This is a genomic window from Agrobacterium sp. rho-8.1 (assembly GCF_033957725.1).
GTDB lineage: Bacteria > Pseudomonadota > Alphaproteobacteria > Rhizobiales > Rhizobiaceae > Agrobacterium.
Genome location: NZ_CP192788.1, coordinates 1454951 through 1474300, shown reverse-complemented (window position 1 = coordinate 1474300; position 19350 = coordinate 1454951). Strand labels below are relative to the sequence as shown.

Annotated in this window: 16 protein-coding genes and 1 tRNA gene; 9 read left to right on the top strand and 8 right to left on the bottom strand. The window is 55.0% G+C overall.

The genetic code is table 11. From position 1 onward, the window contains the following. Window positions 1–88: 88 nt before the first annotated feature. Window positions 89–3046, bottom strand: coding sequence for an Rne/Rng family ribonuclease (locus RMR21_RS07430; RefSeq protein WP_498670008.1), 2958 nt, complete (start codon window positions 3044–3046; stop codon window positions 89–91). Window positions 3047–3698: 652 nt separating this feature from the next. On the opposite strand from RMR21_RS07430, the gene RMR21_RS07425 reads away from it, so the two are divergent. From RMR21_RS07425 to RMR21_RS07410, 4 genes are all read left to right on the top strand, one after another. Then, on the top strand, window positions 3699–4964 hold the full coding sequence (locus tag RMR21_RS07425; protein ID WP_498670107.1) for an N-acetylmuramoyl-L-alanine amidase: 1266 nt from the start codon (window positions 3699–3701) through the stop codon (window positions 4962–4964). 316 nt (window positions 4965–5280) lie between these two features. After that, window positions 5281–7716 carry a penicillin-binding protein 1A gene (locus RMR21_RS07420; protein ID WP_498670007.1) on the top strand — a complete coding sequence of 812 codons (2436 nt, stop codon included), beginning with the start codon at window positions 5281–5283 and terminating at the stop codon, window positions 7714–7716. A gap of 108 nt (window positions 7717–7824) precedes the next feature. Continuing rightward, a protein-coding gene (prfB, locus tag RMR21_RS07415) for a peptide chain release factor 2 (RefSeq protein ID WP_498670006.1) occupies window positions 7825–8956 on the top strand; the annotation gives its coding sequence in 2 pieces (ribosomal slippage) (window positions 7825–7893 and window positions 7895–8956; 1131 coding nt in all). 79 nt (window positions 8957–9035) lie between these two features. Then, window positions 9036–9506: a cysteine hydrolase family protein gene (locus tag RMR21_RS07410; protein WP_498670005.1), complete on the top strand. Its 471-nt coding sequence runs from the start codon at window positions 9036–9038 to the stop codon at window positions 9504–9506. A 27-nt stretch (window positions 9507–9533) separates the two neighbouring features. On the opposite strand, the gene RMR21_RS07405 is transcribed toward RMR21_RS07410, so the two are convergent. Continuing rightward, on the bottom strand, window positions 9534–10031 hold the full coding sequence (locus tag RMR21_RS07405; protein ID WP_498670004.1) for a hypothetical protein: 498 nt from the start codon (window positions 10029–10031) through the stop codon (window positions 9534–9536). Window positions 10032–10042: 11 nt separating this feature from the next. Beyond that, window positions 10043–10816, bottom strand: coding sequence for an NAD kinase (locus RMR21_RS07400; protein WP_498670003.1), 774 nt, complete (start codon window positions 10814–10816; stop codon window positions 10043–10045). A 210-nt stretch (window positions 10817–11026) separates the two neighbouring features. Between RMR21_RS07400 and RMR21_RS07395 the strand changes: the two genes are divergently transcribed. Further along, a complete protein-coding gene (locus tag RMR21_RS07395) occupies window positions 11027–11938 on the top strand; it encodes a PhzF family phenazine biosynthesis protein (protein ID WP_498670002.1) in 912 nt (303 codons plus the stop codon). 398 nt (window positions 11939–12336) lie between these two features. Next, entirely contained in the window at window positions 12337–12585 is a 249-nt protein-coding gene (locus RMR21_RS07390; protein WP_498670001.1) for a hypothetical protein, read from the top strand. Between the two features lie 182 nt (window positions 12586–12767). Here RMR21_RS07390 and RMR21_RS07385 read toward each other — a convergent pair whose 3' ends face one another. The 3 genes from RMR21_RS07385 to RMR21_RS07375 form a co-directional block, all read right to left on the bottom strand. Next, a complete protein-coding gene (locus RMR21_RS07385) occupies window positions 12768–12953 on the bottom strand; it encodes a hypothetical protein (RefSeq protein WP_498670000.1) in 186 nt (61 codons plus the stop codon). A gap of 274 nt (window positions 12954–13227) precedes the next feature. Next, window positions 13228–13371 (bottom strand): DUF1127 domain-containing protein, encoded by a 144-nt coding sequence (locus tag RMR21_RS07380; protein WP_065698172.1) that lies wholly within the window; start codon window positions 13369–13371, stop codon window positions 13228–13230. 333 nt (window positions 13372–13704) lie between these two features. Beyond that, window positions 13705–13851 (bottom strand): DUF1127 domain-containing protein, encoded by a 147-nt coding sequence (locus RMR21_RS07375; RefSeq protein ID WP_174153172.1) that lies wholly within the window; start codon window positions 13849–13851, stop codon window positions 13705–13707. Between the two features lie 462 nt (window positions 13852–14313). On the opposite strand from RMR21_RS07375, the gene RMR21_RS07370 reads away from it, so the two are divergent. From RMR21_RS07370 to RMR21_RS07360, 3 genes are all read left to right on the top strand, one after another. Next, window positions 14314–14398: transfer RNA gene (locus tag RMR21_RS07370), tRNA-Leu, on the top strand. 192 nt (window positions 14399–14590) lie between these two features. Continuing rightward, entirely contained in the window at window positions 14591–16063 is a 1473-nt protein-coding gene (tig, locus tag RMR21_RS07365) for a trigger factor (RefSeq protein ID WP_498670106.1), read from the top strand. 426 nt (window positions 16064–16489) lie between these two features. Further along, a complete protein-coding gene (locus RMR21_RS07360) occupies window positions 16490–17134 on the top strand; it encodes a hypothetical protein (RefSeq protein WP_498670105.1) in 645 nt (214 codons plus the stop codon). An 18-nt stretch (window positions 17135–17152) separates the two neighbouring features. Here the strand turns inward: RMR21_RS07360 and sthA are convergent, their stop codons facing one another. Together sthA and RMR21_RS07350 are read right to left on the bottom strand one after the other, a co-directional pair. Then, window positions 17153–18565 carry a Si-specific NAD(P)(+) transhydrogenase gene (sthA, locus tag RMR21_RS07355; RefSeq protein ID WP_498669999.1) on the bottom strand — a complete coding sequence of 471 codons (1413 nt, stop codon included), beginning with the start codon at window positions 18563–18565 and terminating at the stop codon, window positions 17153–17155. Between the two features lie 244 nt (window positions 18566–18809). Next, window positions 18810–19349: a DUF1003 domain-containing protein gene (locus tag RMR21_RS07350; protein WP_498669998.1), complete on the bottom strand. Its 540-nt coding sequence runs from the start codon at window positions 19347–19349 to the stop codon at window positions 18810–18812. Window position 19350 lies beyond the last annotated feature (1 nt).

Below are 19350 nucleotides of genomic sequence, written 5' to 3'. Positions count from 1 at the left end.
AGCGCTCGTCAAGGTCATGCTTAGACTGAAATGAAAGAGGCCCCGCAACGCGGAGCCTCGATGTGTTCTTCAGTGCTGAGAGCCCTGCTTAGAAAAAGCCGCGTCTCTGCCACCAGCCGCCCTTGCGAGGCTTGGAGGGATCGCTTTCTGCGGTATCGGAGGATCCAGACGCGGATGTGACCACGGGCTCGGAAGACGAGACGTTTTCACCGCGGTTGGCGCGAACGGGCTTTGCGGTTTCCACTGGCGTTTGGGTTCCCAGATCAGCTGATGCTTCGCCGACTTCCTCGATGGCCGCTTCAGCAACGGTCACGTCAACGATCACCGGTTCCACGGTTTCGACTTCCACGGCTTTGACAGGGGCAGGCGTTGCGGCCGCAGCAGGTTCTACAGATGCCTCCGGCGCCGTTTCCTTTGCCTTGCGGGTCCGGCGTGGCTTCTTCGGCTTTTCCGTTTCTTCTACTGTCGGTGTCGGTGCTTCTGCCTCGACTGCTTTGACAACGGCGGGTTCTTCAACGCCCTCGATCGCAGCAGCAGCAGCGCCATCTTCAACAGCCTCAGACGTTTCTGACTCTGTGCCATCCTCGTCGATGATGTTGCCGTTTTCGTCGCGGTTGCGGCGTCCACCGCGTTTGCCACGGCGGCGACGCTTGCGCTTGCCATCGTCAGATGTTGCATTGTCGCCTGTTTCCGGTGTCGAGGCTGAAGCCTCCTCATCGGAATCCGCGTCTGCATCATCATCCTGATCGTCAGACGATGTTTCGTCATCCGCATCACCATTGGCATCGGCACCGTTCTGGCCGCCATTCTTGCCCCGACGACGACGACGACGCTTGCGCTTGCGCTTGCCATCTTCGCCAGTGTCGGCCTGCGCTGGACGTGCATCGGTCTTTTCAGCCTTTACAACGACCTCTTCATCGTCCTCATCTTCATCGGCTTCGATGATGATGTCGTCTTCCTCTTCCTCGAAGTCCGGAAGCATCTGTATGAGGCTTTCGATCTTGACAGGGTTTTCGACTGCTTCACCGCGATCGATTGCGAAGTGCTGTGCACCGACGCTCTCATCGGCTGCTATGATGATCGCAACGCCGAAGCGGGCTTCGTAATCGACAATCGTCGCGCGCTTGTGGTTGAGCAGGTAAAGCGCCGTATCCGGGGTGCAGCGAACGGTGATGTTGTGCGTGGTGTTGCGCAGCAAATATTCCTCAACGCCGCGCAGAACATGTAGGGCGATGGACGATTCGGAGCGCACATGACCCGTGCCGCCGCAATGCGAGCAAACCTGGGTCGTGGATTCCAAAACAGATGCGCGAATACGCTGACGCGACATTTCGAGAAGGCCGAAATGCGAGATGCGGCCGACCTGAATGCGGGCGCGGTCGTTCTTCAGGCAATCCTTGAGCTTCTTTTCGACGGAGCGGTTGTTGCGCTTTTCTTCCATGTCGATGAAGTCGACGACCACGAGGCCTGCAAGGTCGCGAAGACGCAACTGGCGGGCCACTTCTTCGGCGGCTTCAAGGTTTGTCTGAACAGCGGTTTCTTCGATGGAGTGTTCGCGAGTCGAACGACCGGAGTTCACATCGATGGCAACCAGCGCTTCGGTCTGGTTGATGATGAGATAGCCGCCCGATTTCAAGGTCACCTGCGGCTGCAACATACGGTCCAGCTGCGCCTCGATGCCGGAGCGCGCGAAGATCGGATGAATATCGCGATAAGGCTGAACGACCTTGGCGTGACTCGGCATCAGCATCTTCATGAAGTCTTTCGCTTCACGATAGCCTTCTTCACCGGATACGATGATTTCGCTGATGTCCTTGTTGTAGAGATCGCGGATCGAACGCTTGATCAGCGATCCTTCTTCATACACGAGGCACGGCGCGGTCGAATTGAGCGTCAATGTGCGAACGTTCTCCCACAGACGCATCAAATACTCGAAGTCGCGCTTGATTTCGACGCGGGTGCGGTTTGCACCGGCCGTGCGCAGAATAACGCCCATGCCCTGCGGCACTTCCAGATCGCGCGCGATTTCCTTCAGGCGCTTACGGTCCGTTGGCTGGGTGATCTTGCGGGAAATACCGCCGCCACGCGCCGTGTTCGGCATCAGAACCGAATAGCGACCGGCAAGCGACAGGTAGGTCGTCAGCGCAGCACCCTTGTTGCCACGTTCTTCCTTGGCAACCTGCACCAGCAAAATCTGGCGGCGCTTGATGACTTCCTGAATGCGATATTGCTTGCGTGGCTTGCGCGATACACGGTCTGGAACTTCTTCCATTGCGTCTTCGGCACCAACGGATTCGATGACTTCTTTCTCGTGATGATCGTCATCGTCATCATCGTCGTCATTGTCGCGACGGCCAAGACCTTCAACCTCTTCAGAGATCGTATCTGTGTCCACCATGGCAGCCATTTCACCGCCCTTGCTGCCATCATCCTCGGAGCTTTCATCCGAAGGGGCTGCATCGGCGGAAACGTCGTCTGCATCGGTCTTCTTTTTTGTGCGTGGACGACGAACGCGCTTTTTCGGCTTTTCGTCCTCGGCGGGTGTCTCTACTGCAACGGTCTCGACGGCGTCAGTCTCGCTTAAAGCCGGTTCTGCTGCGATCTCTGAGGCTTCATGCGTTTCATCGGCGACGTCTGTTGCTGCGACGATACCGACATCTGGCTGATCGGTCTGGGAAAGATCGACTGCAAGCGACGATGTGGAGGTCGGCTCGTTCGGTGCGTCGTTTGCTGATTCGAAGTCGTCATTGCGACGATGATCCTCTGCTTCCGCTCTCAGCAGAGCCTGACGATCGGCCAGCGGGATCTGGTAATAATCCGGGTGGATTTCTGCGAAAGCCAGAAAGCCGTGACGATTGCCGCCGTAATCCACAAACGCAGCCTGAAGCGAAGGCTCCACGCGCGTTACCTTGGCAAGATAGATATTGCCGCGGATCTGTTTCTTGTGTTCCGACTCGAAATCAAATTCTTCAATTCGATTTCCACGGACTACAACAACGCGCGTCTCCTCTTCATGGGACGCGTCGATAAGCATTTTGTCTGCCATGTAAGCTGTGCTCCTCGGCGCAGCCCTGTCTTATACGAGAACAGGCCCGTCGCAGGGACAGGCCTTTCATCTAAGGTCGAGGGTGTGCCGGAAATGAAGTTTCCTGCCCGGCGTCTGTAAACTGGCAGCATCCGAACACATGGCAGAGCATAAAGCCTGCTCGTCGTATCCGGTTCATATGAAAGCTGCTGCAACGACATCATTGGCCAAGCGAGAACGACTTTAATAAATAGACCCCGAAGGATCCGATGAAAATGCTCTCCTCGAGCGTGCGGTGGCATGCCACCGGGTATTGTTCTGGCCACGACCAGAATTAATCAAGTTTCAGGATAAAAATGCAGCGACGGCAGATGATTGCCCGATTTTACAGCGCCAGCGTCTTTGTCGATTGGCAGCCGGCGGGCGTCTATCCCGTCAACACTTTTAACCCTCATTCACGTTGTATGGTCTATCCGTCACAATAGCAATAGGGTGGCTAAATATGCCATATCGTTGGTGGAATGTCGTAGTTAAGAATTGCTTCACCAACGGCTGCGATTGTTGCGCGCCAGCGCAAATCAGTCCATTCTGTGATAGGAAAACGGGGCTATTTGGTTTGAACGGCGGCGATTTCTGTCGAAATAACTGAAATACGGAATTTACTTTGGCGACCATCAAAACCGGCATCAAAAGGGCATTTACCTCACGGACTGGCGTCTGTCTTGAGCGAATCGGCAGGCTGTTGGCCCTAGCAACTCTGGGTCTTGTTTCCCTATCGAATCCATCCAGTGCGCAATTGAAGCCCCCCGCCCTCATCGTCAGTGCCGCACGCATCATCGGTGACGAGGCCCGTACCCGTATCGTGATGGATTTCAACGAAGAGCCCGATTTCGACATTCATTATCTGGATTCGCCAGCGCGGATCGTGGTGGATTTTCCAGCCGTCGGCTTTTCGTTTCCAACAAAGGACTTGGCGCCAACGGGTCTTTTCAGCGAGATTCGTTTCGGAAGTATGGGCGAGGGCAGTGCACGTCTGGTGCTGACATCAAAAAAGCCAGTGCAGGTGGCGATTGCAGAAGTGAAAGCGGAGGACGGCGGCAAGGTCTTTCGTTTCGTTCTTGATAGCGAAATTGCCACGAAGCAGAAGTTCACCCAACTTTTGAAGAATCAGAACTGGCAAGCGCTTGCACCTGCGACGACGGCATCGATCACGCCCGATGTCGCTCCGAAGTCTGACCGGCATTCCGATTTTGTGATTGCCGTGGATGCGGGCCACGGCGGAATCGATGCCGGTGCCAAAGGTGGTGTCAGTGGGACTGACGAAAAGGTGATCACGCTCACCTTCGCTAAACAGCTGATGGAGCGTCTCAACAAAACCCCCGGTATCAAGGCATTTCTGACGCGGGATGACGATACCTTCCTGGCCCTGTCGGAGCGCGTAACGCTTGCGCGGCAGCAGAATGCCAACCTTTTCATCTCTGTTCATGCAGACACCTTGAAGCAAAAAGGTATTCGCGGCGCGACCGTCTATACGATTTCCGACCGGGCATCCGACCGAATGGCGCAAGACCTTGCAGAGCGTGAAAATCTGTCCGACCAGATCGCCGGTGTCGCAGCCCAGCATGAGCAGCCGGAAGTGGCGGATATTCTGCTCGACCTCACGCGCCGCGAAACGCAGGCATTTTCAGTCACATTGGCCGAAAATATCGTTCGCTCTTTCGAGGGGCAGGTCGGCTTGATCAACAATCCGCACCGCTATGCGGGTTTTCAGGTCCTGCGCGCTCATGACGTGCCATCGGTTCTTTTGGAGCTGGGCTTTCTATCCAACCCGGACGACGAAAAGCTTTTGCTGGACGAGCAATGGCGTGCGAAGGTTGCCGAAACGCTAGCGACAGCTGTGACGCGGTATAGGGCACAGGCCTTGGCCAATGGCGGCTGATTTAGAGCGTCAGACCAGACTGTGACATCTGAGCGACCCCGGGCTAAAACATCTCGATCGTGTTGGCTCTAGCGCCGATAATTGGGCGTGAGCCCTATTTTACTCACATTCAAGCCGTTACTCAAACACTGGATTCGATGGCGATGTTCTGGTCTTTTCATCTGCGAAGAAAGGCAGCTCGCGATAACATCTCTGAAAATGCCGCTACGGGCGCTTGTCATTGATGAAGCGGTGTGCAAAACGGCACACTATATGCAAAGATGCGCTTATAACTGTGAGCGCAGCCAGTTACGATTCGAAGTATCGGTAGCCTAATATGATCAGACTTATTGGATATTTCTTCGGCTTGGCCAGCATGCTGTTCCTTGTGGCAGCTGGTGGTGTTGCCATCTATTTGGTGACCATCACGAAGGATCTTCCCGATTACGCGGTTCTGAGCAGTTACGAGCCGCCGGTGACGACGCGCATTCATGCGGGTAACGGCGCATTGATGGCGGAATATGCGAAGCAACGGCGCCTGTTTTTGCCGATCCAGGCGGTTCCTGACCGTGTGAAGGCCGCTTTCCTTTCCGCCGAAGACAAGAACTTCTATCAGCATCCCGGTATTGACGTGACAGGCTTTGCGCGTGCAGCCGTCGCCTTTTTGACAGGTGGCCCGACCCAGGGTGGCTCCACGATCACCCAGCAGGTGGCGAAAAACTTTCTTCTGACCAATGAACAGACAATGGAGCGCAAGGCCAAGGAAGCGGTTCTTTCGTTCCGCATCGAGCAAGCCTATAGCAAGGACAAGATCCTCGAACTGTATCTCAACGAGATTTTCTTCGGCCTCAACTCCTATGGTATCGCCAGCGCTGCACTGACCTATTTCAATAAATCCGTCACCGAGCTGACAATTGCCGAAACGGCGTATCTGGCGGCCCTTCCCAAAGGTCCAGCGAATTATCACCCATTGCGCCGCGAAAAGGCAGCGTTGGAGCGCCGCAACTGGGTCATCGACCGCATGGCGGAAAATGGTTACATTACGCAGGCCGATGCGGCAGACGCCAAGACACAGCCACTGGGCGTCAACATCCGCACCGGTGGAGCCCGTCTTGCAGCATCCGATTATTTCTCTGAGGAAGCTCGCCGGCAGATCGTTGAAAAATATGGCGAAAAGGCACTCCTGGAAGGCGGCCTTTCCGTTCGCACCTCGTTCGATCCGGACATTCAGATGGAAGCCCGCAAGGCGCTTCAGGATGGTCTGCTGGATTATGACGAACGCCGTGGTTTTCACGGTGCCGTTGATCAGGTCGACGCATCGGGGGACTGGGTTGCAGCGCTGTTGAAGCTCAGACCTCTGCGTGACGTGCCGGAATGGAAGATGGCCGTCGTCCTGTCTGCCACCGCTGACGGTGTGGATATCGGGCTTCGCCCGGATGGCGATACGGAAAATCCCGACCTTCGCAGCCGTGGCCGCATCAAGCCTGAAAATATGAAATGGGCCTACCGCGATGCCAAGGGCCAGCGCGCGACCGCCAAATCGCCCGCAACCGTGTTGAAGACCGGTGACGTCGTTTATGTCGAGCCTTTGGCCGACAAGGGGGACGACTACCGTCTGCGCCAGCCACCGAAGGTTCAGGGCGGCATGGTGGTGATGGACCCGCATACCGGTCGAGTGTTGGCCATGGTCGGCGGTTTCTCCTACGGACAGTCCGAGTTCAACAGAGCGACGCAGGCCATGCGCCAGCCGGGATCGTCCTTCAAGCCGTTCATTTATGCAGCCGCTCTGGATAACGGCTACACGCCTGCATCCGTCGTCATGGATGCGCCCATCGAGGTAGTGTCGGGTGGTCAGGTCTGGCGACCTCAGAACTACGGCGGTGAATCTGCCGGCCCGTCCACCCTGCGTCTCGGCATTGAAAAGTCTCGAAACCTCATGACTGTGCGTCTTGCTCAGGACATGGGTATGAACCTTGTGGCTGAATATGCGGAGCGTTTCGGCATTTACGACAAGATGCCGCCTCTGCTCGCCATGTCGCTCGGTTCCGGTGAAACGACGGTCATGCGCATGGTGTCTGCCTATTCGGTGATTGCGAATGGCGGCAAGCAGATCAATCCCACCGTGATCGACCGCATTCAGGACCGTTACGGCAAAACGATTTTCCGTCATGAAGACCGTGGCTGCGATGGCTGCAATGCCTCGAGCTGGCAGAATCAGGAAGAGCCGACCATTGTCGACAAGCGTGAGCAGGTTCTGGATCCTATGACCGCGTATCAGACGACATCAATGCTCGAAGGTGTCGTGCAGCGCGGGACTGCCGCAGGAAAGATAAAGGTCGATCTTCCGGTTGCTGGCAAGACCGGAACGACGAACGACGAAAAAGACGCTTGGTTCGTGGGTTACACGCCTGATCTTGTTGCTGGTCTCTATATTGGGTTCGATAGTCCGGCACCGCTTGGCCGTGGCGGCACCGGTGGCTCTCTGGCAGCGCCGATCTTCGGTGAGTTCATTGCGCAGGCCGTCAAGCATTTGCCGCAGAGCAAGTTCATTGTTCCGAACGGCATGCAGTTCGTGGCCGTTAACCGCAAGACCGGCATGGCTGCCAACGAAGGCGAACCTGACACCATTATGGAGGCCTTCAAGCCAGGCACGGGTCCTGCCAGCAGCTTCTCCGTCATCGGTATGGAAGGCACCATGTCGCAGGAGGATATCCTGCGTGCCTCACCTCAGGCCCAGCAGGCCATCACCGGCGGCGGCGGCGGCCTTTATTGATCCCACTGGTTGAAAGGCGAGGGGCGCGGTCTTTACATCCGCGCCCCTCGCCTTTATTCAGCCACCCAGTTTTAATGCCAATCTCCATGAAAGCGAAGTATCTGCGAAATGCGCAATGAGATCGTGAACATCGTCGACGAAATCAAGCAGGCCATAAGCCTGCTGAGGAGGCATCTTTGACTGGGACCAGGCGATAAGACGGCTGGACTGGTTGAACAACAAGGCAGAGGATCCCAACCTCTGGAATGACGCCACCGAGGCGCAGAAGCTGATGCGCGAGCGCCAGCAGTTGGACGAATCCATAAATGGTGTGAAACTGCTCGAGCAGCAGGTTAACGATAATATCGAGTTGATCGAGATGGGGGAGGCTGAAGGCGATGCTGACATCGTCAAGGAAGCCGAAGACGCGCTGAAGGTGCTGAGGAGCGAAGCGAACCGCCGTCAGGTGGAAGCGATGCTGTCAGGCGAAGCTGATAGCAACGATACCTATGTCGAAGTGCATTCCGGCGCCGGTGGTACAGAAAGTCAGGACTGGGCCAACATGCTGTTACGCATGTACACCCGTTGGGCGGAACGCCAAGGGTTCAAGGTCGAGATTCTCGAAATTCACGATGGCGAAGAGGCGGGTATCAAATCCGCGACCATTCTGGTCAAGGGTCACAATGCCTTTGGTTGGATGAAGACGGAATCGGGCGTTCATCGTCTCGTTCGTATCTCGCCCTATGACAGCAATGCGCGCCGTCACACATCGTTTTCTTCCATCTGGGTCTATCCGGTGGTCGATGATTCGATCCAGATCGACATCAATGAGAGCGACTGCCGCATCGATACATATCGCTCTTCGGGTGCCGGCGGACAGCACGTCAACACGACCGATTCCGCTGTGCGCATCACGCATATTCCAAGCGGAATCGCAGTTGCCTGCCAGCAGGAGCGCTCCCAGCACAAGAACCGCGCCAAGGCGTGGGAAATGTTGCGCTCGCGTCTCTACGAAGCAGAACTGATGAAGCGTGAAGCGGCGGCGAACGCTCAGGCAGCCTCGAAGTCCGACATCGGCTGGGGTCATCAAATCCGCTCTTACGTGTTGCAGCCATACCAGTTGGTCAAGGATTTGCGCACCGGCGTCGAAAGTACCGCGCCGAGCAACGTTCTTGATGGTGAACTGAACGAGTTCATGGAGGCGGCCCTTGCCCATCGCATCAGCGGCGGTGCGGATGTCGATGTCGCCGATATCGACTGAATGGGTTGATCGATTGGCAGCCAAGTTTCCGGCCTCTCGCGATGAACTTTGCGGGGGGCTTTTTTAATTGGGGGTGAGCATGAAGCAGGTTCTTTATATCGTTGACGTGCAGCCAAGCTTCCATCCGCCTGCAGACTTCGTACAAGACATAAGGAACCTCGCCCAGCAATTGCCAAGTGTGGCGAGCGTCGAGCGGCACAATGAAAGCATAACACCCTTCGAACGTCAGCTCGGTTGGGCTCCCGGAGTATCGGATGATTCTCTGGTTGACGCGGATCGCATCTTTATCAAGCACGGTTACGCGCCACCGTTGGAAGCCGTTGACTATCTCCTGTCTTTGGACGTGGATCGCGTGCTGGTTTGCGGAATTCAGGCCGATACCTGCGTTCTGGCGGCGGGGTTCAGCTTCTTCGATGCCGGATTGCATCCGACGCTTCTTCCTTGGCTCACGATTGGCTCCAGCCTCGACAGATCCGGCGCGCTGGGCGCAAGGCTATGGAAGCATCATTTTGGTGCGGTTCTGAACGATCCAGAAGACGTGTTCGTCTAGAGCGCTTCCATTGAACAAGGACGTGCTCTAATTGGAGGCTTTCTCGATCTTCATATCACCGAGTTCGTCGATGAGCACGGTCCATGCATCCGCATCTTTCTGAGCAGGATCGGTCTTGAGATGGACAGTAACGAACAGGCCGGGGACGTCAGATGCGCCGGTGGAGCTTTCGGGTCTGATATCGGTCACATAGACTTTCATCTGCGTGAATTCTTCGAGTTCGACGGTTTCAACAAGGTTCGGACCATTGGCCGTGTAAGCGATCTGCTGAAGATAAATTTTCGCCGTACCATCGTCCTGGCGCATGGCGATGACCTTGTAATATCCGCGCGTTGGCTCCTCAGCCGGCTTGGTTTGAGCAGGCGCATCACCCGGTTTGACATCGAGTTGAGCTGTTTTTTCCCACATCCCGCTGCTGGTCACGAAGATGGTAGAAGCGGGCAGGGCGCTGATATCGGCCGTCTGCGCTGACGCACAGGTGAGACTTGCGGCGAGAAATGTTGTCGTGAGAAATGTTTTGATCATCTTGGTTTTCATCAATTCGTGAATTGTTCTGCAAGCACTCTGTCGGACCACGAACGATCCGGGTCCGACAGGATTTTCGCGGTTCTATCCTGAGATTGGGCAATGCGAACCGATTGCACCGATTTGACCTCAATGTGGTCGGCGACCGCGTTGACGGGGCGTTTTTCGCCCTCCAACACGTGGACTTCGACGGTTACCTTGTTTGGCAGGAGGGCTCCACGCCAGCGCCGCGGGCGAAATGCACTGACTGGCGTCAGCGCCAGCAGTGGTGACTCCAAGGGCAGAATCGGACCATGAGCAGAAAAGTTATAAGCGGTGGATCCGGCAGGTGTGGCGACCATCATGCCATCGCAAACCAGTTCTTCCAGCCGCGTTTTACCATCGACGTCCACCCTCAACTTTGCGGCCTGGTGTGATTGACGAAACAGGCTGACCTCGTTCATCGCCAACGCCGAAAACTCGTGACCACTGGCATCGATTGTCGTCATTCGCAGCGGATGAAAGTCGTTGCCGGTCGCGACCGCGATCCGATCTTGCAAACCTTCCAAGCGGTAGTCGTTCATGAGAAAGCCGATAGAGCCCCGGTTCATGCCGTAGATACGCTTGCCGGAGTTCATCGTTTCGTTCAGCACCTGCAACATGAAGCCATCGCCACCAAGGGCAACGATGACATCAGCTTCATCGTAGGTGGCGTTGCCATAGTGCTCTACGAGTTCATCTCGCGCTGATTGCGCATTGTCTGTGGTCGACGCCAGGAAACACAACTTCTGACTTGAACGCGACATGCCGTCACCCCTGTTACCGGCCTTTGGTACATGAAGACACGGTGGGAGGACAAGCGCTTTAAAATTGCCGTGTGTTGGCAGCCAACTCAAGTGCCTCTCGTCATGACCAAAGTCCACAGCTTCTTGTCCGTGCATCATCAACCGGGGTTGCGGATGCGTGTGAGGTCGGGCAGTTTGCGCAGACGGACACGGTTGTGGAAGGTGTGGGGCGTGGCGATAAGTTACAGTATCTACGATGTTTTCACGCGCGATAAACTGGCGGGCAACCCACTGGCCGTGATGTTCAGTGCCGACGGTTTGGACGATATCACCATGCAGTCCATCGCCCGCGAAATGAATCTGTCGGAAACTGTCTTTGTCGAACAATCAGCAAACCCTGCCTATGCCGCGTCTCTGCGGATTTTTACACCCGCTCAGGAATTGCCGTTCGCCGGTCACCCGACGGTCGGTGCCGCCATCGCCATTGCCGAACACAATCATCCGGAAGGCGATACGGATATGGTGGCTATGCTGCAAGAGAAGGTCGGACCAGTACGCTGTGCCATCCGCGTTCGCCGGGGTGAACCCAGCTTTGCTGAATTTGATCTCCCCAGAAAATCTTCCCGTGTGACGTTACCGTTGGATATCGCACAGCTTGCGGATGCCATCAGCCTTGCGGAATCTCAGATCGGTTTCGAAAACCATGGGCCTTCGCTGTGGACCGCCGGGGTGCCTTTTGTCATGATACCCGCGCTTAATCTTGCTGCAATGGAAGAGGTTGATTTCGATCCGACCTTGTGGCTGAAACTGGCGCCTCTTGTCGAGGGGCGCTTGGCATCGGCCTATCTTTATTGTCGTGGGGGCATCAATCACGCGGCGAAGTTTCACACGCGGATGTTTTCGCCCAGCATGGGCATTGCGGAAGATCCTGCAACAGGTTCTGCCGCTGCTGCATTCTCTGGCGTAATTCACCATTTCGATGATCTTGCGGATGGGCATTACCCGATCCTGATTGAGCAAGGCGTTGAAATGGGTCGACCTTCACATATTCACTTGACGATGGATGTGAAGGCAAAAGAGATTTCACGGGCACGGATCGGCGGTCACGCCGTGCGTGTGGCAACTGGTATCTTCGATATTTGACGTTTCTGTCCGAGAGCTAAGCGTCGCCGCATTGACCAGGTAACGAGCTCGTGACAGCGTTGTTAACAACTTTTGTCAGAAAATATTAACCTTTGCGCTTTGAGCGAGGAACTAAACTGCTGTCCTTCCGTTTATTCACGCGAAGGAGACGTGACATGAAGTCGCAAAACAGTTCCGATACCCGTCGTACTTTAGAGGCTGCCAATTGTACATCGGCCTCGCAATACAAGCCTTTGATCGTCCCCCTCAGAGGCACGTACGTAGCGATGATATTCCGCCGCTCGCTTAAAAGTAGACTTGAAATGACAAAAAGCTAGTTTGAAAAGCGGTTATTGGTACGAAAATCCTAACCAGGCATTTGAAATTTAAGTTCAATCGATCAACGAAGGGAGAATGACATGAAGACAGCTCTCATCATTACGGCCCTCATTGGCCTTTCTGCCCCGGCAGCATTTGCGGACGGCATCGTTCGCCAAAACATCACTTCCACGATCCCTGTGGATCGCGAATTCAAGACAGCCAGCATCACCCCGCCAACGGATGTTGCTCAGAAGCCAGTTGTCATTTTGAAAAAGACGAACCGTCTTCCCGGTCTGACGGAAACGGCGACCGCGTCACCACAGTCAGCCTTAGCACGTATGCAATAAAGAAACCCATGGACAGTCTCATTTCAGGAAATCCCGTGCGCGAAACAGCCCATGGGATTTTTTGCTGGTGGTTGCACACTTTCGATGTGCGCCGGAAGACAAGCAAGACCACAACACTCGCCACAGTTTGTAATAACAAGCGTTAAGACCTTCGATTTTCCAGACGCACCTTGTCGAAAAAATTAGCTATCAAGGCGCAGTGACAATTGGCGCCCACCGTTTTTCTTCAAGATATAAAGGGGCTTCACTGTGAGCACCTCAGTGCGACGCTGAAACTCGCGCCGACGCTCCAGCGCGCGTTCGCGAAGGCTGCGCGACTGGGCAACAAGCGATAAAGCGTTTTCAATGGTTTTGTCTGTTGTTGTCATTGCTACAACTCCATTTGTTCACTTTATGTTCCGTTATTTGATTCGTTTTGTCAAGCGTCTTGGATCGGTTGGATTTTAAAGGATGGATTTTGAGCTGAGGAGATCGAAGCACTGGCGAGGCTTAGGTCGCCATTTTAAGCCGGGCAGGGACACAAGCACCGTTTGCTAAAGCCCTGGAATCAAAAACGGCGCAATAAGCGCCGTTTTTGTTTACCTGTCGCTCGGTCGATCTGCTTCCGTGGGAGGTCGGTCGGCAGATGACGTTTTACGCTGATTAGCGGAACGAACGGGAAGCAACGTTGCGAATGTCGTAACGTGTCAGGCCGATGTCGCTCAGAGCCTGGCTGGAAAGGCTGCCAAGTTCATTCATTGTACGACGATAGCTGATCCAGTTCTTGGCGATGCGGATAGGGTTCATGGTGTTTTCCTCAGTCTTGCTTTTGTTTGATCTTTGAAACTTGGTCTCAGAGGCTCAGTCATCTGCGCTCTCTGCTGTTGATCTGTATATACATATGCAGGACAAGGATGTGCAGTGCAGATTTTAGGCGACTGCCATGCAATTGTGCAATGTGTCGACTATTTTTGCATCCAATTTTGCTAGATGTGCATTTTTTAGGCGCAATGAGACCGCCGTGTGAATGGCGACCAAATTGTCTGAAAAACCAGCACAGAAAACGAAAAAAGGTCCTGAGCCGAAGCTCAAGACCTTTTCATATTCGTAGTTCGACGGAAAAGACCGCTTGAACTCAGATTAGATGCCGACTGCAGTACGTGCTACGCGGCGGATGTCGCTACGGCCGATGCCGAGGTCGCTGAGTTCGCGGTCGCTCATGCGGCCAAGTTCAGTGATGGTCTGACGATACTTGCGCCAGTTGTTCAGCGAGCGAGTGATGTTCATGGTCGTGTCCTTCGTTCTATCTTTGGCGCCGCTTGGGTCGGCGATTAACTCATTTCCTGACGCTGAATATAATCGGTTTAATGAGAACAAAAAACAGACAATGAAGTATGCCACCTATGCATCTGACGCAAAGCTCATTGAGATTCGGCGTCTAGTATGTTAACAAATGCATAATTTAAGGGCGTTTTCGTCACCAATCCGGTTATGGAATGCCTCATGCGCGTATTTTTGACCGTTGCAATCAGATTGAGCGCCGGAACCATGGGGTAGGGAGCATCGTCGGTGTTGAGAGGGCAGTCTCCACATTAAGGCTGAGAACTCACCACGGTTTGCGCCGATGTTGGCACAAATAGAGACGTAAAACCGTCATTTTTCCTTTGCGCTCCAGAAAACGGGTGATATAGAGACGCGCGCTCCGGAAGGCCTCGTGTGCCAGATGTTGTTTATGCAGGATTCAAGAGCGCGGGTATGGCGGAATTGGTAGACGCACCAGATTTAGGTTCTGGCGACGAGAGTTGTGGGGGTTCGAGTCCCTCTACCCGCACCAAATGAATCGCCGGGAAGATTGCGCGTTGCACATGCTTCGTCGCTTCTCTGGCTCAAGCGCAGTTTTTGCTCCGCAAAATGCTTGTGCATGCAGTTTATATAGCTACGGCCGGTGAATTTAGGTTCCGGCGCTGTGCTCGAACGTAAACCAACGGCTGTCTGAGCACCGCCGCCATGATGTGAAGGTATGAAAATGCAGGTTATCGAAACGCTCGCTGAAGGGCTGAAGCGCGAAATCAAGGTCGTCATTCCGGCCGCCGATATGAAGTCTCGCCTCGACGAGCGCCTTGCCGATGCCAAGGACAAAGTCCGTATCAACGGTTTCCGCCCAGGCAAGGTGCCATTGACACATCTCAAGAAGATGTACGGCAAATCGATCATGGCTGACCTCGTCAACGAACTGGTTCGTGACAAGCCATCCGAAATCATTTCCGGCCGTGGCGAAAAGTCTGCAACGCAGCCTTCTATCTCCATGACCGAAGATCAGGACGAAGCGGAGAAGATTCTGGCCGCTGAAAGCGATCTGGAATTCACGCTCGCTTATGAAGTGATTCCCGCGATCGAACTGAAGTCCAACGACGGCATCAAGGTGATTCGCGAAGTCGTTGAAGTGACCGAAGATGAAATCAACGAACAGATTCTCAAGATCGCCGAAAGCGCACGCACTTACGAGACCAAGAAGGGCAAGGCCGCTGAAGGCGACCGCGTCACGATGAATTATCTCGGCAAGGTCGATGGCGAAGCTTTCGATGGCGGCGCGGCTGACGATGCAGAGCTCGTGATCGGCTCCAACCGCTTCATTCCTGGTTTCGAAGATCAGCTCGTCGGCGTCAAGGCTGGTGATGAGAAGGCGATTACCGTTACCTTCCCGACTGAATATCCAGCAGCAAATCTTGCTGGCAAGGAAGCCGTGTTTGACATTACCGTCAAGGACGTTGCGTCTGCTGCCGACGTTGAAATCAATGACGATCTGGCAACCAAGCTCGGTCTCGATTCGGCGGAAAAGCTGAAAGAGGTCGTTCGCGGTCAGATCGAAAGCCAGTACAGCAATGTAACACGCCAGAAGGTCAAGCGTCAGATTCTCGATCAGCTGGACGAAGTCTACCAGTTCGAAACACCGGTTGGTCTCGTTGATGCCGAGTTTGAAAATATCTGGCGCCAGATCAACACCGATCTCGCGCAGTCCGGCAAAACTTTTGCTGACGAAGACACGACGGAAGAAGAAGCTCGCGAAGAGTATCGCAAGCTGGCTGAGCGTCGTGTTCGTCTGGGCCTCGTCCTCTCCGAAATCGGTGAAAAGGCAGGCGTAGAAGTCACCGAAGAAGAAATGCAGCGCGCACTGTTTGCGCAGCTTCAGCAGTTCCCAGGTCAGCAGAAGGAAATCCTTGATTTCTTCCGCAACACGCCTGGCGCTTCCGCTTCGCTCCGTGCGCCGATCTTCGAAGAGAAGGTCATCGACAAGCTGCTCGAGGAAGTCTCGGTTACGGACAAGACCGTAACAAAGGAAGAGCTGCTGGCTGACGACGCCGAAGACGGCGACAAGGCTGAAAAGAAGCCTGCGAAGAAGAAGGCTGCTGCCAAGGCCGACGCTGCTGAAGGTGAAGACGCTGCTCCGAAGAAGAAGGCGCCTGCCAAGAAGAAGGCTGCTGAAGGCGACGCCGAGTAAACTCTTCTTTCATGATTTTTTCGAAAGGCCGCTGTATCGACAGCGGCCTTTTGCATGTTTGGACACCGTTAACCTCTGTAACGTTTCGATCACATTGCAGCGCACAATGGCTTTTGTGCCATTTCCAACCTTGTTCATCTGCCGTTCATCTGGCAATCTTGGCTCATCGATTTGCGGTGTATCGCACACAAGCAAGTCCGCTGCGCAACGCGCGGCCCGGCAGTTTGCCCCAGTTTCAACTCTACATCTGGCGTCACCGCATGCGGTTGTTATGCCCGGTGATAACCTGCGCGCCTGATAGCGTTATCTGCAATTCTAAACGGCCGATCCTGCATGGGATCGTCGTCGAAGGCCCAACAAGGCGCACCATTTCTCCCAAGGATGGTGCGCTTTACGAAAGCTTGAGGAAGAGACATGACTTTGAATATGAAACACTGCGTCCTCATCGGCGCTGTTGCCGTCGGCTTGTCTTCTGGACTTGTGCATGCTCAGGAACGCGGGCTGATTTGGGCTCCGACAAAGAACTCCGATACGTCCTATTCGGCTCGGATCGGTGCGAAGCTGCCTACCGAGACACCCATTCGTGGTGGTCTGGAGATGGGCATGAATGCGTCAGATGGCGGAGCCCTGGTCGAGACGCCGGTAAAGTTCTGGGGCACCGTGACGCTTTTGTCCTCCAATCTGCCGGGTGCGAAGGTTGCAGGCGATATTGGCGTGCTGATGAATGCACTGACGGGTTCAAGTGCGTGGACGATGACGACATCGCAGAAACGTATTGCCACACCGGAGTTCGACCTGGAATCCAACCGCAACATGACCGTGCGCTATGATGGCACGGCGCAGCAGTGGAGCGGGCTTGATGTCTCGCAATCGCTGCGGCTGACGCGGTCCGCTACCGGGACGGCATTTGTACTGACGGGTGCCAGCCGCGACACGTTCGATGATTTCACGTCGACTGTCGGGCTGGAACAGAAGCTTGGTGAGAACCTCACCGTCTCGGGCAATCTCAATCAGGGGTATGAGGATCGCTTTCGGCCGTCGGTCAGCGCCCGCTACAACATCCGTTGGTAGGGGCGCTGAAAAGGTCGTTCAAACGGCCTCGTTTTTCTTGATGTCACCCATCCGGTTCCAGGCATCGAGACCGGCAATTTTGTAGGCTTCGGCGAGGGTCGGATAGTTGAAGGTATTTTCAACGAAATATTCAACGGTTCCTTTGAGGTTGAGGACCGCCTGTCCGATGTGGACGAGTTCTGTCGCACCTTCGCCGACGATGTGCACGCCCAGAAGGCGGCGTGTCTTCAGCGAGAAAATCAGCTTGAGTAGCCCGGTATCGAGCCCCATGATGTGGCCGCGCGATGTTTCGCGGAAACGCGCTATGCCGCATTCGTAGGCGATGCCACGTTCCTTCATTTCTTCTTCGGTCAGGCCGCACGTCGAGATTTCCGGTACGGCGTAAATGCCGTAAGGAAAGTATTTCTGTGGCTCCATACCGATGGCACCGACGGCCACACGCGCTGCAATGCGGCCCTGTTCCATGGAGGTTGAGGCGAGGCTCGGAAAGCCGATGACATCGCCCGCTGCAAAGATGCCGGGAACCGATGTCTCGAAGGTTTCCGGGTTGACGGAGAGGCGGCCACGGTTGTCGGCGCTGAGGCCCGCTGCGGCGAGATTGAGCGTATCGGTCGCGCCCATGCGGCCAGCGGCAAACAGCACCATTTCCGTCGTCAGCGTGCGTCCACAGTCCAGCGTCAGCATGACCTTGCCTTCCGGCGTATGCTCCACCTTGTCAGCTTTCTGTCCCAAAAGCAGTTTCATGTTGCGGTCACGCAGCTGGTAGGTGAAATCCTCCACGATTTCCTTGTCGATGAAATCCAGCATGGTCGGCTTCGGGTCTATGATGGTGACAGCAGTATCCAGCGCGCTGAAGATTGTGGCATATTCAATGCCGATAACACCTGCGCCAATGACAACCATGGAGCGTGGCAGCTTCTGCAGCTCCAGGATTTCGTCGCTGTCGATGACTGTCTTGCCATTGAACGGCATGTAATCCGGACGGAAGGGACGCGTACCCACGGCGAGCAAGATGCTCTTGCCCTTGACCAGAACGACCTCCCCATCGTCTTTCGAGATTTCCATCGTGTCTGATGTAACAAAGGCTGCATTGCCGCGAATGTGGGTCACGCGGTTGCGCGCAAACTGGTGTTCCAGTACCTCGACCTCGTGGTCGAGCGTGATCATCAGGCGGCGACGGAGGTCTTCTGCACTGATCTGCTGCTTGACCCTGTAGGAACGGCCGTAGAACCCGCGCTCGCGCCAGCCTGAAAGATTAAGCGCCGTCTCGCGCATGGTCTTGGACGGGATGGTGCCTGTGTGAACCGAGACGCCACCGACGCGGCTTCCTTTTTCGATGACCAGAACTGTTTTATCCAGCTTTGCAGCCTGGATGGCAGCACGTCGACCTGCGGGACCGCTACCGACAACAATAAGATCATATTGGTTCATGAAGAAAACCCCGGGACAGAAATTCGATGGCCGGACTGAATGTTTCCAGCGCGGAGGCGTCGCTACTCGGAAAAGCCTGATGCCATCCTGATACGGAACTGATTCCCGCGTCGCCGCACCAAGAGTGCAATGCAACAAATGCCCGCGTCAATCTGTAGCGGAAGAATCTGACGGATTCGTAACCAAGGCAGAAAAAGGCGCAGGAAGCGATCAATTTGCTAGCCGACTGTTGCGGGCGTACCAGTTATGGGGTGTTGCTACCGCTTTGGCGATGCGTGTGAAGCTTGGTAATCTCTTCACGAAGCAGGGCTAGTTCCGCCAGAACCTTCCCGTCGATCTTGTCATGCAGCGACAAGACCTCCAATTCGGCCTTGAGATTGACCTCATAGTCTTTGGCCGCTTCAAACCGGTCTCGGGTGCCCTGCCGGTTCTGCGACATCATGATAATGGGGGCCTGAATGGCGGCCAGCATGGACAGGATGAGGTTGAGAAAAACGAACGGGTAGGGGTCGAACGCTTTCGTCGTCAGCACCACCGTGTTGATGATGGTCCAGACGACCAGAAAGACCATGAAGCTGATGATGAAAGCCCAGGACCCCCCGATCCGCGCTATGCCGTCTGCCAGCCTCTCCCCGACAGTGGAACTTTCCGAGAAAGCGACGTTTGTATCCGTCGATATGAGTTGACGCTGGTGCGCAACATCGAGAATACGCCGTTCCACCTCACCGATATGTCTTGAGGAACGCTTGAAATGAGAGGAAATGTAATCAGGGAAAGCGGGCATT